Raw genomic sequence first — 15,976 nt, forward strand, 5'->3', positions numbered from 1 at the left:
ATCTATTCTATTAATGACTTTATTATGCTCTTGTAATCCAAACTCCAATAGATTGGATAAGTCAGCACTCAATGGCTCATGGTCATTTTGTGCCGAAAACGGATATGCAGAATGGCACGCATCCAATGCGGAGGCCTATGTTTCATTTCCAAACCGCGGCATACTGACTCATTTTTATTTTGAAGTGTATGGTGACACACTCTATACCACGCTGGAAAATCCCAAAAACAGGGAAAACCAGGTTTTCCATCTCACCAGGGTATCGGCAGACCACATCCAACTCAAGTATCAAAGCGAGCCCGATCGGGCGGATCGCTTGACATTTGATTTAAAAAGAATTGAAGCAGCAATTAATCCAATTGATCAAAAGTGGAACAACTCCCTGGGGAAATTCTATCAGATAATATCCAGGAAAAGACAGAGAGAAAGCGATTGCCCAGACACACCCATTGATTCAACGAATTTATTAGATATCCAGTGGGAAGAATTCTCCCTACTTCTGGATTCATTGGAAAGCGGTCAAAAATGATGGGTTTTGCGGTCATCACAAAGGGAAATGTAACTAGACCTCTTTTTGTATTCTTAGTTACAATATACTTCGCACCTGCTATGAGCCAAGATCTCAATCAGGGATTCTTTAAATATGGCAACTGCCAATCCGCAAGGGATTCTGCCTACATGGACATCCAAAACCGCTCAATGAAGTTCTATGTGCAAGATGAAGGAACTATGAATAAGTTAGAAAAACAGGTCATGGACTCACTTGCTCAAATCTACGGCATAGAGTTAATTACCATGCAGGGGTGGTCTACAGACTGCTACAATACAGCAATTAGAAATCACCTGACTAAGGTTGATGCTCTTCAGCAAGATTTCTGGGTGCACTTTTGCTTTCAGCTAGATTCACTCAAAAAGGCCAAAGGGATTGATTAGGTATGAAAAATTACATACTCGTATTCATTCTTATTCTATCAATGTGCCTAGTGTCAGAATCTGTAAACGGGCAACGCAAAGGGTATGCTTATGGGAACTGTAGTGATGCCTTAGATTCTGCAATGATACACTTCGCTAATGGTCAACCTCGGTATCATATCCATTCCGGAGGAAGCTGGAGTCCAGGAAAAAAGTCATTGCTGGATTCCCTGGCTTCAAGCATATATGGGGTCAACATCATTACCTTATATGACCCCACCACAGACTGCTACAATCATAAAATAAGGTCTCTGTGGATTTCTGAAAATGGTGTCGATTTCTGGCCCGAATTATATTCAACCTTCCAGAACGAATGCATTAAGAGAGAGCTCGATTAACCGATGACCTTGAACAGAATTTATGGCTTACTTTGTATGCTTTAACTAACGAGGATGCAACTAATATTTTTGTTACTAATAGCCTTGTGGCAAGACTGTATTCATGAAGAAATCATTAACACCCGCCTTCAGAATTTGAGTGAACAGCAACTGGTATATCTTCATACTATTCCAACCGATTCCATTGATCCGCACTATCAAGAAATTCTCTTAAAAGACTCCCTCGTGAGCAGGTGGGTTAGCTTGCCGGGCTTTTCCAGCGATTGGATTCATCGTTTTTCACAAGACCAAATATTCTCCAATGAGCGCACAAAAACAATGGCTCTGGATGGGTTTATTCCTGAAGAGCAGATTGTAAAATCGCGATGTTCATCATACTCCAACCAAATGATCCTGGAACTGGGCACTCCAATTATTTCACTTTCCCGGGAATTTGCCGTGCTATATGAACAGTCATATTCATGCGATGGGCGCAGTGGCAGTTCTCAAATCAACGTGTACTACAAAACGAATCAATGGGAGTTGGTGGCCATCGTCCCTCTTTCGGTGCATTAGCAATCCAACTTGCCCAAAACAAGTGCTTACCACAAGAATGAATACTCTGTAACCAACGCACATATGCCAGTAAAACTTTTAATTCTATTAGCCATGTATAGCGCCAGCGCTTGTCAGAGCAATGATCTGTACCTCATCGCTGATGAAAATACTCTTGAAGATTCGTCTTACCCTAAACAAACGAGTGTTGAGTATGAGGAGCGAAACATTACCTATATATGTTTCACTTCAAGAAAGGTGAACTTATTCGGCCCATATTGCTTCACCTCGCATGATGAAAGAGCTGAAAAAATTGGAGATTTGTCTGGACTGGAGGGGGAAATTTGGGATCAGCATAACCTCGATGAGTTCTTGTTTGAGTATCTACTGGATAATGGCCAGGAAAATAAGCTGGTCGACCCCACTGTGAATTCTTCAACATGTGCAGGTTTACTGAATCAATACCAAAATGTCTTCCTATTGGTAAAAGCCGAAGAGTATTATTATAAATATCAAGTGGTCAGTTGCACATCTGTTCAGGAATAATGATCTTAAAACATTACGATTCACTCAAAAAGGCCAGGGGATTGATTAGTAAAAACCCAATCCAACGAGGAATTCAAATGCAAGTGCAATGAACAGAGTCATTTTAATATTATTTGTTCTGGTATCTTTTGAATCAATATGTCAAACACCCGCGCACATTAAGTACCCTACATGCGCTATAGCACGGGAATTGGCGAAAGAAGAATTAAAAGGAGATACAATAAATTATTTCCATTTTGGTGATTTTCGCAATAACAGTCAGTTTCACATTAAGATTGACTCACTGGCCCGGAGCATGGGCATAAGGTTAGCACACGCAAGCCATCAAAGTTCGTTGGATTGTTACAATGAAGTCGTAAAAACCCACTTCAGTGACAAAAAAGGCATTGATAACATCTGGGTTTATCTTAATACAAAGACAGATTCGCTGCTCAATTTGGATCGGTGAGGGCGTGGATTAGCAAAACACAAGACGATTCACTCAAAAAGGCCAAAGGATTGATTAGCTAAAAAACACCCGCCATGACAAGTCACAGCGGGTGGGCTTTCTATTTCAATCAATTCTTCATCATGATCCACTTGGCCAGCACCTTGTAATTCACCTTGGTGCCATGCATCAGAATCCCAATGCGATAAATCCTGCTGGCAAACCAGATGGTGAACACAAACCCGCCAATCATCAGCACCATGGAAAGCGCCAGCTCCCATACCGGTACCCCAAAAGGCACGCGCATCATCATCACCACCGGTGAAGTGAACGGAATCATGGACATCCAAAACGCCAGGGACCCATTGGGGTCGTTCAGCACGGCACTGAGCATGACGATGGCCAGAATCAGTGGCATGGTGACAGGAAACATAAACTGCTGGGCATCTGCATCGCTATCTACAGCCGAACCGATGGCCGCAAAAAGGGCTCCATATAATAGGTAGCCCGTCAGGAAGAAAAACAAGAAAGCCACGATGACCATGGGCATGTTGATAGACTCTACGGCCGAGCTAATGCTGCCGAGCAGGCTTTCCTCCATCTGCTGTGCTGCTTCATCCTGTGGTAAGTTCATAGCCTCCATCTGCTCAGTCTGTTGCCTTTTCGCATCCATGGCCTGACTGGCGAAGATCCCCCCTACAGCCGTGCTGATGGTGGTAGTGAGCACGATCCACAGGATAAACTGTGACAAGCCCACACCTGCAATACCAATCACTTTGCCCATCATCAACTCAAAAGGCTTCACGGAGGCGATAATCACCTCCACAATCCGGCTGGTTTTTTCCTCCACCACACCACGCATACACTGAGTGCCGTAGACAAAGATGAAAATGTAAATCAGGAATGACGCCACGTAACCCACTACGGTCGCTCCTATGGAGCTGCTTTCCTTTTCTCCCCCCGAGCCTGAGAGGTTGATCGTGCTGATGTCTACATTGGCCTTAAGACTTTCGAGTACTTCTTTTTGAATCCCCGACTGACGCAGTTTGATGTTTTCGATCTCTCCCTCCAACTTCCTGCTCAGGTCGTGCACCATGGAGACACTCGGGTTACTGGGTGAGTAAAACACCACACCGGCAGGTGCTGCCACATCCATTTCCGGAATATACAGCAACCCGTCAAAGTCCCCTTTCAGCACATCTTCTTTGGCTTCATCCAATGGCTTGTCGGAATAGCTGAAAACCATTTGGCTGTCATCGATGAATATTTCACTGAACATCCCGCTCTTATCCACCACCTGGATGGTCTTGGTGTCCACATCCTTGGTGGCTGTCCAGGCAATGAAGAAAAAGAAACCACCGAAAAGCAGAGGTGCCAGTAGCGTCATCACAATGAACGACTTCTTCTTAACTCGGGACAAATACTCTCTGGCTATGATCAATCCTATATTATGCATGGCTGTCTCCTTTCACTTTACTGATGAATATTTCATTGATAGAAGGAATCTTTTCGATAAATGAATGAATCTCCACAGCCCCAATCAACACCTTCAGCAGGTTATTGGGGCCACCTTCTGTTTTATCTTTAAGAATCGACTCGGTAAGGCCGCCCTCAGTCACTCCCGTGCTTAGCAGATCAAAATGATCTGTAGATGTAAGCTGGCCTTCATGAGTGACTATGTATGTGCCATCCTTGTGGTCATTCTTAATGTCCAGTTTGAGTCCATCGAGGATTTTCTCCGACTTATTGATGAGAGCTATATGATCGCACAGCTCCTCCACAGACTCCATTCGGTGGGTGGAGAAAATCACTGTAGCGCCAGCTTCCCTCAGTCTGAAAATCTCGTCTTTGATCAGGTTGGCATTCACCGGGTCAAACCCTGAAAAAGGCTCATCCAGAATGATCAGTTCCGGCTCGTGCATCACCGTGGCGATAAACTGTACCTTTTGCGCCATGCCCTTAGACAGGTCCTCTATGGTCTTGCCACTCCATCCGGTCAGCTCCAGCCTTTTCAGCCAGTCCTTAATTTTGGCCGTTGCATCGGCTTTGGAGAGGCCTTTCAGTCGGGCCAGGTAGAGCAACTGCTCACCCACCTTCATTTTTTTATAAAGCCCTCGTTCCTCTGGCAAATAGCCAATTTTACGCACCAGCTCCGGGGTGATCTTCTCCCCACCGAGGTACGCCTCGCCGCTGTCCTGCTCTATGATTCTGGTGATAATCCTGATCAGTGTGGTTTTTCCTGCTCCATTGGGGCCCAGAAGTCCGAAAATACTTCCTTTGGGGATAGAAATGCTGACATTGCTTAGGGCCTGGTGACTGCTGTAGGATTTACTGATGTTTTCGACACGTAGTAGTTCCAATATACTTTACTTTTTAGTTTACGGTGATTTAGTCTTAATTAACCTGAATTTATTACACTTGATCAGAAGTTTCTGTCCCGGATTATAAATATTCTATTCTATTGAAGCAATCGCCTCTCCCTTATACGCTATACGCCCTTTTCATTTTTCTGATGACAAGCATGGTGTTTGTTCCGCTTATTGCCATGCTTTCGCCTTACAAAAAATACCATCGGCTAGCCCTGAAGCTCCATTGGTACTGGGCGTGGAGTTTTTGCCGAATGGCTTTCATCAGGGTGATCATAGAAGGCAAAGAACACCTCAAATCCGATGAACAATATATTTTTTGCTGTAATCATTTCTCCTTCTTTGACATTCCGGCCTTCTGCCTGCTCTATGCTGCCAAATTCATTGGTAAAAGTTCACTGGCCAAAATCCCTCTATTCGGGTTTTTCTTTCGAAAAATGCACATCCCCGTAAACCGATCCAGCATGAGGAGCCGTGCCGAGAGCCTGAAGATGTCTAAAGAGGCCATCGACGATGGCTTTAACCTTTGCTTCTTCCCGGAAGGAGGCGTATTTGTGAAAGAACAAAACCTCCCCTATATGATGCCCTTCAAAGATGGAGCTTTCAAGCTGTCCATCGAAAAAGGAATTCCCATCATCCCCGTCACTATGCCCTACAATTTCATCCTTTTGCCAGACAAAACGCCCGTCAGATTTCATCATCACCTATGCAAAATCATTGTGCACCCACCCATCTTGCCTCAGGCTAATGATGATGAGGAAGTGAAAAGAATGAAAGCAGAAACGTTTGACCTTATCCAGGCCGAACTTCTGGCGCATCACCCCGATAAAGTCCGAACGGTTGGCTAATATTGCTTTGAACAAAGTATTTCAATGAAAATAGATCATCAAACGCTTGAGAAAATCGCTCATCTGGCTCGCCTGGAGATCAAACCCGAAAAAGCAGATGGGTATATCAAAGACATGGAGGAGATCCTTACCTGGGTAGAAAAACTCAATGAACTGGACACCGAGGGAGTGGAGCCACTCACCAACATGTCCTTCGAAGAGAATGCGCTACGCGAAGACATCAAAGAGGCGCCACTCGATCATCAGCGCGCTTTGAAAAATGCCCCCAAAAAGGATGATGATTATTTCAGGGTTCCTAAAGTGCTTGATTGATTCCTATGGATCGCCTCAGTCAGTATTTCCCAAAAGTGCTCGTGGCACTCTTCATAGCCGTAGTGCTTGCTTTTATTTTCTTCTATTTTCAGGGCTACAGCTCCAGCATAGGGTGGAATGTGACCACCACTGCTGAATCAGAAGCATTCTATACCCTCCCATTCAAAAAGGGCCCATTCCAGTTTAGTTTTCAGGGAGAGAAATATACACTCGCTGAAAATTTCTCGGCCGGACCCATCGAGCGGCACTTCACTACCGATGCGGTGATTCTTAGTGTCATTCTGCTGGGCCTGTGCCTGATGCTCACCGTGACCACTTATCTGTCCAGAATGTGGTTCATAGGCATCATGGGCTTGTTCATTTTTTTTATCATGAACCTGCACCTGCCGGAAGTACGACTCTTTGGGTTTGGGGAGCGCTCCTCTGTAGCAGTGGTGATTATACTGGTTATCTACTTGCTTCCTGCTTATCTTTTCCATGCTTTTATTAAGGGCGTTGACTTTGGATGGCGTCTGCTGTCTTTTGTGCTACTCTCGGCTGGGGTGATCATTTTCTCAGGAGTAGAAACCATCGCACTACAGGAGCAATTTATTGCCGGTAGCTATTTTGGTATGATCGCGCTGGCATTGATCTTCCTTTTTCTGATAGCCGAGGAGAATGTCTTTGCCATTTTGTACCTCATCACACAGTCCAAAGGGGGACGGAGCAATCACGTCCATTTCTCTGTTTTTTCCTTTGTCTATTTGGGCATTCTCATTGCTCACTATGGTAAAAAAGCCGGCTTTTGGAACCTGGACATTGCCTTCTTTAGCCCATATCTTCTGCTCACGCTGAGCGCGCTGGTGGCCCTGTGGAGTCTGAAGTTTAAAAGATCTTTTTTCGAAGGGTTCATCTCAGTGGAGTATGCCCGGGTCCTCTATTGTAGCCTGGGTATGGTGGTGATAGGCTTCCTTACTCTGGCCTTCAGCCGGGGCAATGATCCCGTCTATGAAGGCTTACATTACTTCATCGTTTACGCGCACCTGGCCTTCGGTACCATGTTTTTCCTTTACCTGTTTTGGAACTTTGTCTCGCCGCTGGGTCAGGGGATGCAGGTCTATAAAATCGCCTATAAATCGCAAAGCTTTCCGTATGTGAGTGCCCGACTGGCAGGGCTTGCAGCCATTGCGGCCTTCTTTTTTCTGGCCAGGAAGGAGCCTTTCCTGCTCTTCAGAGCGGGGCACTATAACTACCTGGGAGCACAGGCCGAAGTGCAGGGTCAGGATAGACTGGCAGCCGAATATTATCGCGAAGGCATGATATATGGCTATGACAATCACTTTTCCAACTACAAAATAGGCTACCGCGAATTACAAAAAGGAGACATCTCAGAAGCCAACTACCGGTTTGGGCGAGCCGCTCTGCGCTACCCTTCACCACAAACTTTCGTTAATCAATCGGCCACTGCTGCGATAAATGGCGAAACTACACCTTCACTAATTAGCTTACAAAATGGACTGAGGGCATTTCCCGACAATAATCAACTGCTCAATAATCTGGGACTCACCTACGCAGATATGGGTAAGACAAACGAAGCTGTAGCTACCCTGCTGCAGGCTCAGCCCGAAACTCAATGGACCAACGCCGCGCAGGTCAACCTTTGGAAAGTCAGAGATATGGATTCGGCGCAAGCCGAACAGGACTATGAGGCTGGGAACCTGGCGGTGAAAGCGAATATACTCAGTGCGCTGATGGATGGGAATGTGCAGACTTCTCTATCCTTTGATTCAACCAGTCTTTTCCCTTCCTACCCACTGCACAGACTCACGTTTCTCATCAATGCCGCATGGTATTTTGAAGATGGCCAAGTAGCCAGATGGCTGGATCAGTCCCTTTCGGGTCAGCTGGATGAGCGGATGTACTGGGCCGCCAGAAATGCCATGGTCATGAGTCACTTCAAAGCCGGCCAGATCAACAGTGCCCTGCAGGCACTGGACTTCCTGAAAACCGAAGTGCCCGCCAAAGAATCTGGTAAATACCTTAACCAAATGGGGCTCATTGCCCTTTCTCAGCATGCCCCTGAAGTAGCCATCGATCACTTCGAAAAAGCGATTGATGCAGGATATGAAGACGCCCTGCTCAACAAGGCGGCCTGCTTGCTGGAGTTGGGTGAATTCTCAAAAGCCATGGAATGGGCTACCTATCTGGTCGCTCTGGATTCCGGATATTCCGCCCTCAAAAAGGATATACAAAACCTTAATTCCACCGAAAACCTGACCCCTGACCAGCAACTCTTCCGCCTGTACTACCTTTATAGCACCTACAGTCCGGGAGAAGTCAACGCCCTCTTATCACAAGCTGACGAGCAATACATCCGGTCGCTTTGGGCCAAAGTAGCCAATGAGCAACTGGAAGAACAAAACTACGAGCAGCTCAAGACCTACCGTGCTGTTTTCAACTCACTCCTGCCCGCTCAATATTTTGAAGAACCTGATGCCCTGCTGGCCCTGGCGGATGGCAGTGTCCCACAGAACGATCACACACTTTCAAAAATATTGGCATTCAAAGACCCTGGCGAACAAGTCAGCGCCCTGGTGAGTCTGGCCGGTATGAACTCGCTAAACGAGCCACTTGTTCTGGCCATCAGCAAGATTCTTCGAGCTACCAGCCTCTCCGAATCCTATGATGTACTTGTCAAAGCCATCAATTTCAACCCAAGAAGTGTAGCTTTGCATCAGCAGTACATTATGGCAGCTCTGGAAATGGGGCTTGAAAATTATGCCAATGATGCCCTGCAGAAGCTAACAACATTAACAACCCAAAATGACTATCAGCTTTTCTACCAGCAATACCTGGATAGAAAGAAAGTGCTGGATGCGTCCGGCTCCTGGTAGGTAATTTTTTAGATTTTGCAGGATTAAACTTGCAAGCGCTTTTATGGATATGAAACACCCCTTTCAATTCGGTAAGGATGTCCTCACCCCGGGCATCGCACTGAGAATAGCACGTGGCCAGCAAGCTGGCACGTTTGCTGAAGACACCCTTATCAAAATCAAAAAAAGTCATGCAGACGTGGCTGAAATAGCCAATGGCGACCGAGTGGTTTATGGCATTAATACTGGTTTTGGTCCCCTTTGTACCACCATTATTTCAAAAGAGCAGACCCGGAAGCTTCAGGAAAACATCCTGAGAAGCCACAGTGTAGGGGTGGGGGCCTATGTACCGTTGGAGATCGCCCAACTGATGCTGGTGACCAAACTACAGGCACTGAGCTTTGGCTATTCGGGGATCGCTCCGCAAACACTGGAAAGAATCAAATGGCACCTGGAAATGGGCATTACGCCTATGGTGCCCACCCAGGGTTCTGTGGGCGCATCAGGAGATCTGGCACCATTGGCCCATTTGTTCCTCCCGCTGATCGGCTTAGGCAAAGTCACCTATGAAGGTAAAATACAAGACTCGGCAGAGGTCCTCGCAAAACTGGGTAAAGCGCCCATTGCACTCGGACCGAAAGAAGGCCTGGCTCTCATCAATGGCACGCAGTTTATCCTGGCCTATGCCGTCAGAGGGCTTGTCAGACTTCATAACTGTCTGGAACTGGCGGACATCATTGGCGCCATGTCCCTCGAGGGGATTTTGGGATCCGCTTCTCCTTTTCAGGAAAAACTTCATGCGCTAAGACCGTTTCAGGGTTCGCTCCACGTTGCACATCGTCTGAGAACCCTCCTGAAAAATTCACAGATGGTAGAATCTCACGAAAACTGTGGCCGCGTCCAGGATCCGTATTCTATTCGCTGCATGCCACAGGTCCATGGGAGTAGCAGAAACGCCTGGCATCACCTGAAGGAGCTGGTGAACGTTGAGCTGAACAGTGTCACCGACAATCCTATCGTATTCAGCAGCACCGACACCATCAGTGGTGGAAATTTCCATGGTCAGCCGCTCGCCATGCCGCTCGACTATGCCACCCTGGCAGCCGCTGAGTTAGGAAACATTTCTGACCGAAGAACTTACCTGCTGCTGGAAGGTGATATTGAAGGGCTGCCCAAACTTCTCATGAAAAATACCGGTATCAATTCCGGGTTTATGATTCCGCAATACACCTCGGCGGCATTGGTGAGCGAAAATAAGTCGCTATGTTTTCCGGCAAGCGCAGACAGTATCCCTACATCTCTGGGTCAGGAAGATCATGTGAGCATGGGCTCCATCAGTGGCCGCAAACTCAATCAGGTGATCGACAACCTGGAAAACATCCTGGCAGTAGAGCTCATCTGTGCCGCACAGGCTTTCGACTATCGCAAACCCATGAAATCCAGTAAGATTCTGGATGCCTGTCATGAGGTGATCCGTGGCCGGATCGACCATGCTGAAGAAGATCGGATTTTTGCTGATGACATAGAGAAAGCCCACGACATGATTGTCAATGAATCAATCATTGATGCGGCCTACCAAACTGCCCAACAAAACAACATTAACCTAAAAGGAGATTTGTATGAATTATTCTCAATTTCTTGAAAAGTACGCCAAACACCCCCATTACAAAGCCCCAACCGGATCACAACTTCACGCTAAATCCTGGCAAACAGAGGCACCGCTGAGGATGCTCCTCAACAACCTGGATGACGAAGTGGCTGAAGATCCCACCGAACTGGTAGTATACGGCGGTACCGGTCAGGCCGCCCGAAACCGTGAGTCTCTGGAGAAAATCATCAGGATATTACTGGAACTGGAAAATGACCAGAGCCTGCTCGTGCAGTCCGGCAAACCAGTGGGTATCGTACGTACTCATGCCGAAGCACCACGTGTACTGATTGCCAACTCCAACCTGGTACCTGCCTGGGCCAATTGGGAACATTTCGAAGAGCTCAAGTCACGCGGCCTGATGATGTATGGTCAGATGACCGCCGGTAGCTGGATTTACATTGGTTCACAGGGCATCCTTCAGGGCACCTACGAAACATTTGCCGAGTGTGCCAAACAACACTTTGGAGGCACCCTCAAACACAAGCTGCTGGTCACAGGTGGACTTGGCGGCATGGGTGGCGCTCAGCCACTGGCAGCCACCATGGCCGGGGCCACTTTCCTGGGTGCAGACGTGGATCCCAAAAGGATCGAAAAGCGACTTCAAACTCGCTACATCGATAAGATGACCCACAGCTACGAAGAAGCCAGAGACTGGGCGCTGGAAGCGAAAGAAAAAGGTGAGAATATATCCATCGGCCTGGTCAGCGACATTGGCGACCTCCTCGCTAATCTGAAGCGCGATGGAATTGTTCCTGATGTGCTCACTGATCAGACCTCAGCCCACGACCCGGTATTTGGTTATGTGCCAAACGGGATGTCACTGGCAGAAGCAGAAACACTTCGGAAATCTGATGCGGTCACTTATAAGGATCTATCATTGAAAAGCATGGCCCGGCACGTGAGGCTTATGCTGGATTTACAAAAACAGGGAGCCATTACTTTTGACTATGGAAACAACCTCCGCGAATTTGCCCGGCAGGGAGGAGAGCCCAATGCTTTTGATTTCAAAGGCTTTGTGCCCGAGTATATTCGTCCGCTCTTTTGTGAAGGCAAAGGACCATTCAGATGGGCGGCACTCTCCGGAGATCCGGAGGACATCTATACCACAGACAAAGCTTTGATGGAAGCCTTCCCTGAGAATACGCACCTGATCAACTGGCTTACTCAGGCAAGAGAAAAAATCGCTTTCCAGGGTCTACCATGCAGAATCTGCTGGCTGGGTATGGGCGAGCGAGAAAAAGCTGGCCTCATTTTCAATGACCTTGTCAAAACAGGAAAAGTAAAAGCTCCGATAGTCATTGGCAGAGACCACCTGGACTGTGGCTCAGTGGCCTCTCCTAATCGTGAAACCGAAGGCATGAAGGATGGTAGCGATGCTGTGTCTGATTGGCCACTGCTCAACTTATTGTCGAATGCATCTGGTGGTGCCACGTGGGTATCCTTCCATCATGGCGGTGGGGTAGGCATGGGCTATTCTCAGCATGCAGGGATGGTGGTACTGGCAGATGGCTCGAGTAGGGCAGAAAAATGCCTGAAGCGTGTGCTTTATAACGATCCTGCCATGGGCGTATTCCGGCATCATGATGCTGGCTATGAAGAAGCCACCAAGGTGGGTGAAGATTTCGGGCTAATTATATAGACTTTCTAAGCTCCAATATCCTCTGCCCCCTGGGATGAGGATATTGGGCTGATAAATCCCTGAGACGAAAGCCGAATTGCCTGGCCAAATCTTCAAAGAAGGAATACGGGTATGCAAAGTCTACCTCCCGCTCTACTTTGAATTGGTCAGCGTCTTCATAAGTAAAGTAAAACTTACTGTCCTCATGCATGAGGTCACCACACTGAGCAAAGTGCTGCGCTATATAGTCTGGCCCCAAATGCGTGAAAACTGATTGCGCCCAAAGCACATCAAACTTCATATTTCTCAACTCAGGAGCTGCCAGCCCCTGCATGGTCCAAAACACCCTGGGTTTTTTAGGGGTTAGGTCTTCCTGATCAATTAACTCCTGAGCGTAAGTGACCGCCGCCTGTGAGATGTCATATCCCATGTAGTTTCCTGTATCCAAAAAGGCGATTATAAGTCTGCCCCCTCTTAATGTGCCACACCCTATGTCCAATACCGAATGGGAAGCCTGCAAACCCTGATCCTTAAGAAACTCAAGTTGTAATGGCCCCAGCTCTTCCCAATATCCGCCAATTGCCTCATGAGGATCCCTGGCCACTCGTTTATCCACAAAATCCGCATATGCATTCAGGTAATCAGCATGGTTTGACTCCCTAAACTTAGGCTCCGGAGGCCCCGAAATGAGTCGCTTAATGATTCGTTTGATGGTGAGCTTCACATTAGTCATCCAATGAAATCTTAGTCATTTCCGTAGATACGCCCTGCCGAAAAACGGCAGCCGCCCACTCATTGCTCTCTTCATACTTCCTCTTGAAATACCCCTTGGGTTCCAAAAGGGATCTACCCTCCGACTTATCAATGACCACCCTTCCCACCACTTCAAATCCCTCGGGGTTCACATCCAACTTCTTGAGCGGACGATTATCACCAACCTGCCACAGATGATCGCCTGACGGGTACATTTCCAGCTCTTTGAGGCTAAGGTACAACCTATCGCCAGATACGGTCACCACCAGATAACTAGTCCGGCGATTATACCCGATCAGCCCACCATGTACCATTTGCATCACACCATCACGGCTGGTGCAGGTCATGGCATGCATCTCCCCACATAGGTACAGGTCGACTCCATGCCTGCTCATGGTACTCCAGAAATCAGACTGACGGCCCTCAGCGATCTTCAAACCACTGCTGCTCCACCGGCGCACCTCGCCAAGAACAGGGGTGTGCCCCATAATGACCTTGTGGGTTGCATCTTTGTTTTCCAGAAGTACACGCTCCAACCACGCCAATTGCTCACCGGAAACCCCCGGCTTAATGCTTCCCTGATCACTTTCTCCTTCCTCAAAAACATCCACAGAAACAAACAATACATTTTGATGCCGCCACCAAAAGGCTGTCCCCTGCATATGAGCCGGGCCATTGGTGGGCATTTGGAGGTGGGTAGCAAAGGCTTGCTTATACACCGGAATCATTGCCACCTTCGCCGAATCTATCCAGGGGTTATCTCCGATTTCATGATCACCGATCGCCGCATAAAACTTTAGCTGATGTGCCTGCATTCTGGCTTTCCAGGCGGAATAATACTTTGCTGAGTATTTGACGATAGAGTCTTCGCTGTTCCACGATGGAGCATCCCAGTGGCCCATCACCAGATCGCCCGGCACCAGCACGAAATCTGGGTTTTCGTTCTTCACAGCATCCAAGATCACAGTGAGTGACTCCTCCCAGCCGGGCTGAGGATATTCGGTATCGACATTCAGAAAGTCCGGTATGCTCACAAAAGTCCAGGCATCCTCCCCAGGCACTGGGGCGGATGCCTCTTGCCTGCTCCCGGACTGACAACCCGACAAAAGAACCCCGCAAAATGTGATGATCGATAAAAGACGAAATCTAACCAGCATATCGGCTCAATGATACAAAAAAAGCCCTTCAAAAAATTTGAAGGGCTTTCACTTATAGAATAAGATTGTTAATTAATTGCTCAATTTAAAGATGATGGGAAGCACCATTCTTACTTTCACAGCTCGGCCTCTTTGCTTACCCGGCTTGAATTTTGGCGCTTGTCTTAGTACGCGTTCTGCTTCTTCATCACATCCTGCACCGATACCTTTTACAGCTTTTACTTCTGTAACCGTACCGTCTTTGTCAACTACGAACTGAACGTATACTCTTCCTTCGATACCCATTCTTCGGGCCTGGGAAGGGTAGTCCATGTTATCTCCAACATACTTGTAGAATGCTGCCATCCCTCCGGGAAACTCAGGCTGGTTTTCCACAATGGTGAAAACCTCTTCAATCTCCTCTTCCTCAGGTGCCTCTTCAAAAATAATGTCTTCAATAACAGTTTCTTCTGTCACTTCCACATCCAACTCCACTTCAATGTCCTCTTCGATTTCTTCCTCGTCGGGAACCTCAATGATCTGAGGAAGTTGAATTTTCGGTGGCGGTGGCGGTGGCTGCTCCGTAGGAGGTATCTCCATGATATCTTCAAAGTCATCCGTTACTTGACCCAGGTCTACAAGACCAGAATCATCGTATGTTCTCCACTCGAACGCCAGGATAACCAACAGCAAACTCACAGTAAATCCGATGTTCATGAACAAAGCGGACTTCCTCGTCAAGTCTACATTAGGGTTTTTCTTTGGTTCCATAAATTATGTTTTAATCCTTAAATCAAGAGTAATCTCAAATATATTACTTATCAAACTTTTTATCAGCAAGGTTTAGTTCCTTTTTCATAAAATAAGCCAGAAACAAGCCCACTGCCGCACCCACTGCGTCAAACACAAAATCCATCAGGTCTGAAGACCGGTAAGGAATATATCTCTGGATCCACTCCGTCATGAGTCCAAAAACCAAAGCCCCCAATAGTACCCAGACGAACGACTTGAAACGAAGATGAGCCCGCCCAAAACTCCACATGACGAGAAAGCTCCAGATCAGAAATATACCCAGATGAGCCACTTTGTCTTCCCCGACAAAAAACTTTGTGTCTGACAGGGGATTGCCAGGGGAGAAAAAAAGATACAGCATCACCCCCGACCATATCAGGCATATCGCCCTGATGAAAGTGGTTCCTGGTTTCAGATTAACCTCCGATTAGTTCCTGATAAGACTCGGCTGAGAGCAAACTATCTCCCTGATCGCTGATCTTCACTTTAATCATCCAACCCTCTCCATAGGGATCTGAATTGATCAGCTCGGGGTTAGCTTCCAATTTGGGGTTTACTTCAATGATCTCGCCTGAAAGGGGCATAAAAAGGTCTGAAACCGTTTTTACAGCCTCTACCGTACCGAAGACATCTGTCGAATTGAGTGACTCACCTTCTGTTTCTATTTCTACATAGACGATATCTCCCAATTCACCCTGGGCAAAATCGGTGATGCCAATGACGGCTTCATCACCTTCTATTCTCACCCACTCGTGATCTTCTGTATAGCGTAAATTCTCTGGAATGTTCATGTTGTTATTTTTTTGACGCCCAAAATTACTTAAAACTCAG

The 15,976-nt window shown here is 47.1% G+C and carries 16 protein-coding genes; 9 read left to right on the forward strand and 7 right to left on the reverse strand.

Translation table 11 applies throughout. From position 1 onward, the window contains the following. Positions 1-52: 52 nt before the first annotated feature. From RIH33_RS09735 to RIH33_RS09750, 4 genes are all read left to right on the forward strand, one after another. Entirely contained in the window at positions 53-529 is a 477-nt protein-coding gene (locus tag RIH33_RS09735) for a hypothetical protein (protein ID WP_406650132.1), read from the forward strand. A gap of 80 nt (positions 530-609) precedes the next feature. Beyond that, on the forward strand, positions 610-933 hold the full coding sequence (locus RIH33_RS09740; protein ID WP_406650133.1) for a hypothetical protein: 324 nt from the start codon (positions 610-612) through the stop codon (positions 931-933). Positions 934-1,364: 431 nt separating this feature from the next. Beyond that, positions 1,365-1,865: a hypothetical protein gene (locus RIH33_RS09745; protein ID WP_406650135.1), complete on the forward strand. Its 501-nt coding sequence runs from the start codon at positions 1,365-1,367 to the stop codon at positions 1,863-1,865. 63 nt (positions 1,866-1,928) lie between these two features. Next, positions 1,929-2,390, forward strand: coding sequence for a hypothetical protein (locus RIH33_RS09750; RefSeq protein ID WP_406650136.1), 462 nt, complete (start codon positions 1,929-1,931; stop codon positions 2,388-2,390). 557 nt (positions 2,391-2,947) lie between these two features. Here RIH33_RS09750 and RIH33_RS09755 read toward each other — a convergent pair. Then, positions 2,948-4,273: an ABC transporter permease gene (locus RIH33_RS09755; protein ID WP_406650138.1), complete on the reverse strand. Its 1,326-nt coding sequence runs from the start codon at positions 4,271-4,273 to the stop codon at positions 2,948-2,950. Next, a complete protein-coding gene (locus RIH33_RS09760) occupies positions 4,266-5,177 on the reverse strand; it encodes an ABC transporter ATP-binding protein (protein ID WP_406650139.1) in 912 nt (303 codons plus the stop codon). The genes RIH33_RS09755 and RIH33_RS09760 overlap by 8 nt, the downstream gene beginning before the upstream one ends. Positions 5,178-5,278: 101 nt before the next feature. On the opposite strand from RIH33_RS09760, the gene RIH33_RS09765 reads away from it, so the two are divergent. From RIH33_RS09765 to hutU, 5 genes are read left to right on the forward strand one after another with little or no spacing between them, the layout of a single operon-like run. Beyond that, positions 5,279-6,031, forward strand: a complete 753-nt coding sequence (locus tag RIH33_RS09765; RefSeq protein WP_406650141.1) for a lysophospholipid acyltransferase family protein — start codon at positions 5,279-5,281, stop codon at positions 6,029-6,031. A gap of 24 nt (positions 6,032-6,055) precedes the next feature. Next, on the forward strand, positions 6,056-6,343 hold the full coding sequence (gene gatC / locus RIH33_RS09770) for an Asp-tRNA(Asn)/Glu-tRNA(Gln) amidotransferase subunit GatC (RefSeq protein WP_406650142.1): 288 nt from the start codon (positions 6,056-6,058) through the stop codon (positions 6,341-6,343). 5 nt (positions 6,344-6,348) lie between these two features. Continuing rightward, the gene (locus tag RIH33_RS09775; protein ID WP_406650144.1) at positions 6,349-9,216 is read left to right on the forward strand and encodes a hypothetical protein; all 2,868 of its coding nucleotides are present in this window, start codon (positions 6,349-6,351) and stop codon (positions 9,214-9,216) included. A gap of 43 nt (positions 9,217-9,259) precedes the next feature. Next, positions 9,260-10,837: a histidine ammonia-lyase gene (gene hutH / locus RIH33_RS09780; protein ID WP_406650145.1), complete on the forward strand. Its 1,578-nt coding sequence runs from the start codon at positions 9,260-9,262 to the stop codon at positions 10,835-10,837. Then, complete coding sequence (hutU, locus tag RIH33_RS09785; RefSeq protein WP_406650147.1) at positions 10,815-12,485, forward strand: urocanate hydratase; 1,671 nt, start codon at positions 10,815-10,817, stop codon at positions 12,483-12,485. The genes hutH and hutU overlap by 23 nt, the downstream gene beginning before the upstream one ends. Here the strand turns inward: hutU and RIH33_RS09790 are convergent. The 5 genes from RIH33_RS09790 to gcvH all read right to left on the reverse strand — a co-directional run bounded on the left by RIH33_RS09790 (position 12,478) and on the right by gcvH (position 15,936). Further along, a complete protein-coding gene (locus tag RIH33_RS09790) occupies positions 12,478-13,197 on the reverse strand; it encodes a class I SAM-dependent DNA methyltransferase (protein ID WP_406650149.1) in 720 nt (239 codons plus the stop codon). The genes hutU and RIH33_RS09790 overlap by 8 nt on opposite strands. Then, positions 13,190-14,374: a metallophosphoesterase family protein gene (locus tag RIH33_RS09795; protein ID WP_406650150.1), complete on the reverse strand. Its 1,185-nt coding sequence runs from the start codon at positions 14,372-14,374 to the stop codon at positions 13,190-13,192. The genes RIH33_RS09790 and RIH33_RS09795 overlap by 8 nt, the downstream gene beginning before the upstream one ends. A gap of 72 nt (positions 14,375-14,446) precedes the next feature. Further along, positions 14,447-15,124, reverse strand: coding sequence for an energy transducer TonB (locus RIH33_RS09800; protein ID WP_406650152.1), 678 nt, complete (start codon positions 15,122-15,124; stop codon positions 14,447-14,449). 43 nt (positions 15,125-15,167) lie between these two features. Then, positions 15,168-15,506: a VanZ family protein gene (locus tag RIH33_RS09805; RefSeq protein ID WP_406650153.1), complete on the reverse strand. Its 339-nt coding sequence runs from the start codon at positions 15,504-15,506 to the stop codon at positions 15,168-15,170. A 55-nt stretch (positions 15,507-15,561) separates the two neighbouring features. After that, positions 15,562-15,936 (reverse strand): glycine cleavage system protein GcvH, encoded by a 375-nt coding sequence (gene gcvH / locus RIH33_RS09810; protein ID WP_406650155.1) that lies wholly within the window; start codon positions 15,934-15,936, stop codon positions 15,562-15,564. Positions 15,937-15,976: the final 40 nt, after the last annotated feature.

Origin of the sequence: Marinoscillum sp. (assembly GCF_040222955.1) — a bacterium.
Lineage (GTDB): Bacteria > Bacteroidota > Bacteroidia > Cytophagales > Cyclobacteriaceae > Marinoscillum.

Coding starts and splice junctions, on each gene's coding strand:
- hutH (WP_406650145.1), top strand. CDS start 9,260: ATGGATATGAAACACCCCTTTCAATTCGGTAAGGATGTCCTCACCCCG.
- RIH33_RS09790 (WP_406650149.1), bottom strand. CDS start 13,197: ATGACTAATGTGAAGCTCACCATCAAACGAATCATTAAGCGACTCATT.
- RIH33_RS09805 (WP_406650153.1), bottom strand. CDS start 15,506: ATGCTGTATCTTTTTTTCTCCCCTGGCAATCCCCTGTCAGACACAAAG.
- RIH33_RS09775 (WP_406650144.1), top strand. CDS start 6,349: ATGGATCGCCTCAGTCAGTATTTCCCAAAAGTGCTCGTGGCACTCTTC.
- RIH33_RS09755 (WP_406650138.1), bottom strand. CDS start 4,273: ATGCATAATATAGGATTGATCATAGCCAGAGAGTATTTGTCCCGAGTT.
- RIH33_RS09795 (WP_406650150.1), bottom strand. CDS start 14,374: ATGCTGGTTAGATTTCGTCTTTTATCGATCATCACATTTTGCGGGGTT.
- hutU (WP_406650147.1), top strand. CDS start 10,815: ATGAATTATTCTCAATTTCTTGAAAAGTACGCCAAACACCCCCATTAC.
- gcvH (WP_406650155.1), bottom strand. CDS start 15,936: ATGAACATTCCAGAGAATTTACGCTATACAGAAGATCACGAGTGGGTG.
- gatC (WP_406650142.1), top strand. CDS start 6,056: ATGAAAATAGATCATCAAACGCTTGAGAAAATCGCTCATCTGGCTCGC.
- RIH33_RS09745 (WP_406650135.1), top strand. CDS start 1,365: ATGCAACTAATATTTTTGTTACTAATAGCCTTGTGGCAAGACTGTATT.
- RIH33_RS09750 (WP_406650136.1), top strand. CDS start 1,929: ATGCCAGTAAAACTTTTAATTCTATTAGCCATGTATAGCGCCAGCGCT.
- RIH33_RS09740 (WP_406650133.1), top strand. CDS start 610: ATGAGCCAAGATCTCAATCAGGGATTCTTTAAATATGGCAACTGCCAA.
- RIH33_RS09800 (WP_406650152.1), bottom strand. CDS start 15,124: ATGGAACCAAAGAAAAACCCTAATGTAGACTTGACGAGGAAGTCCGCT.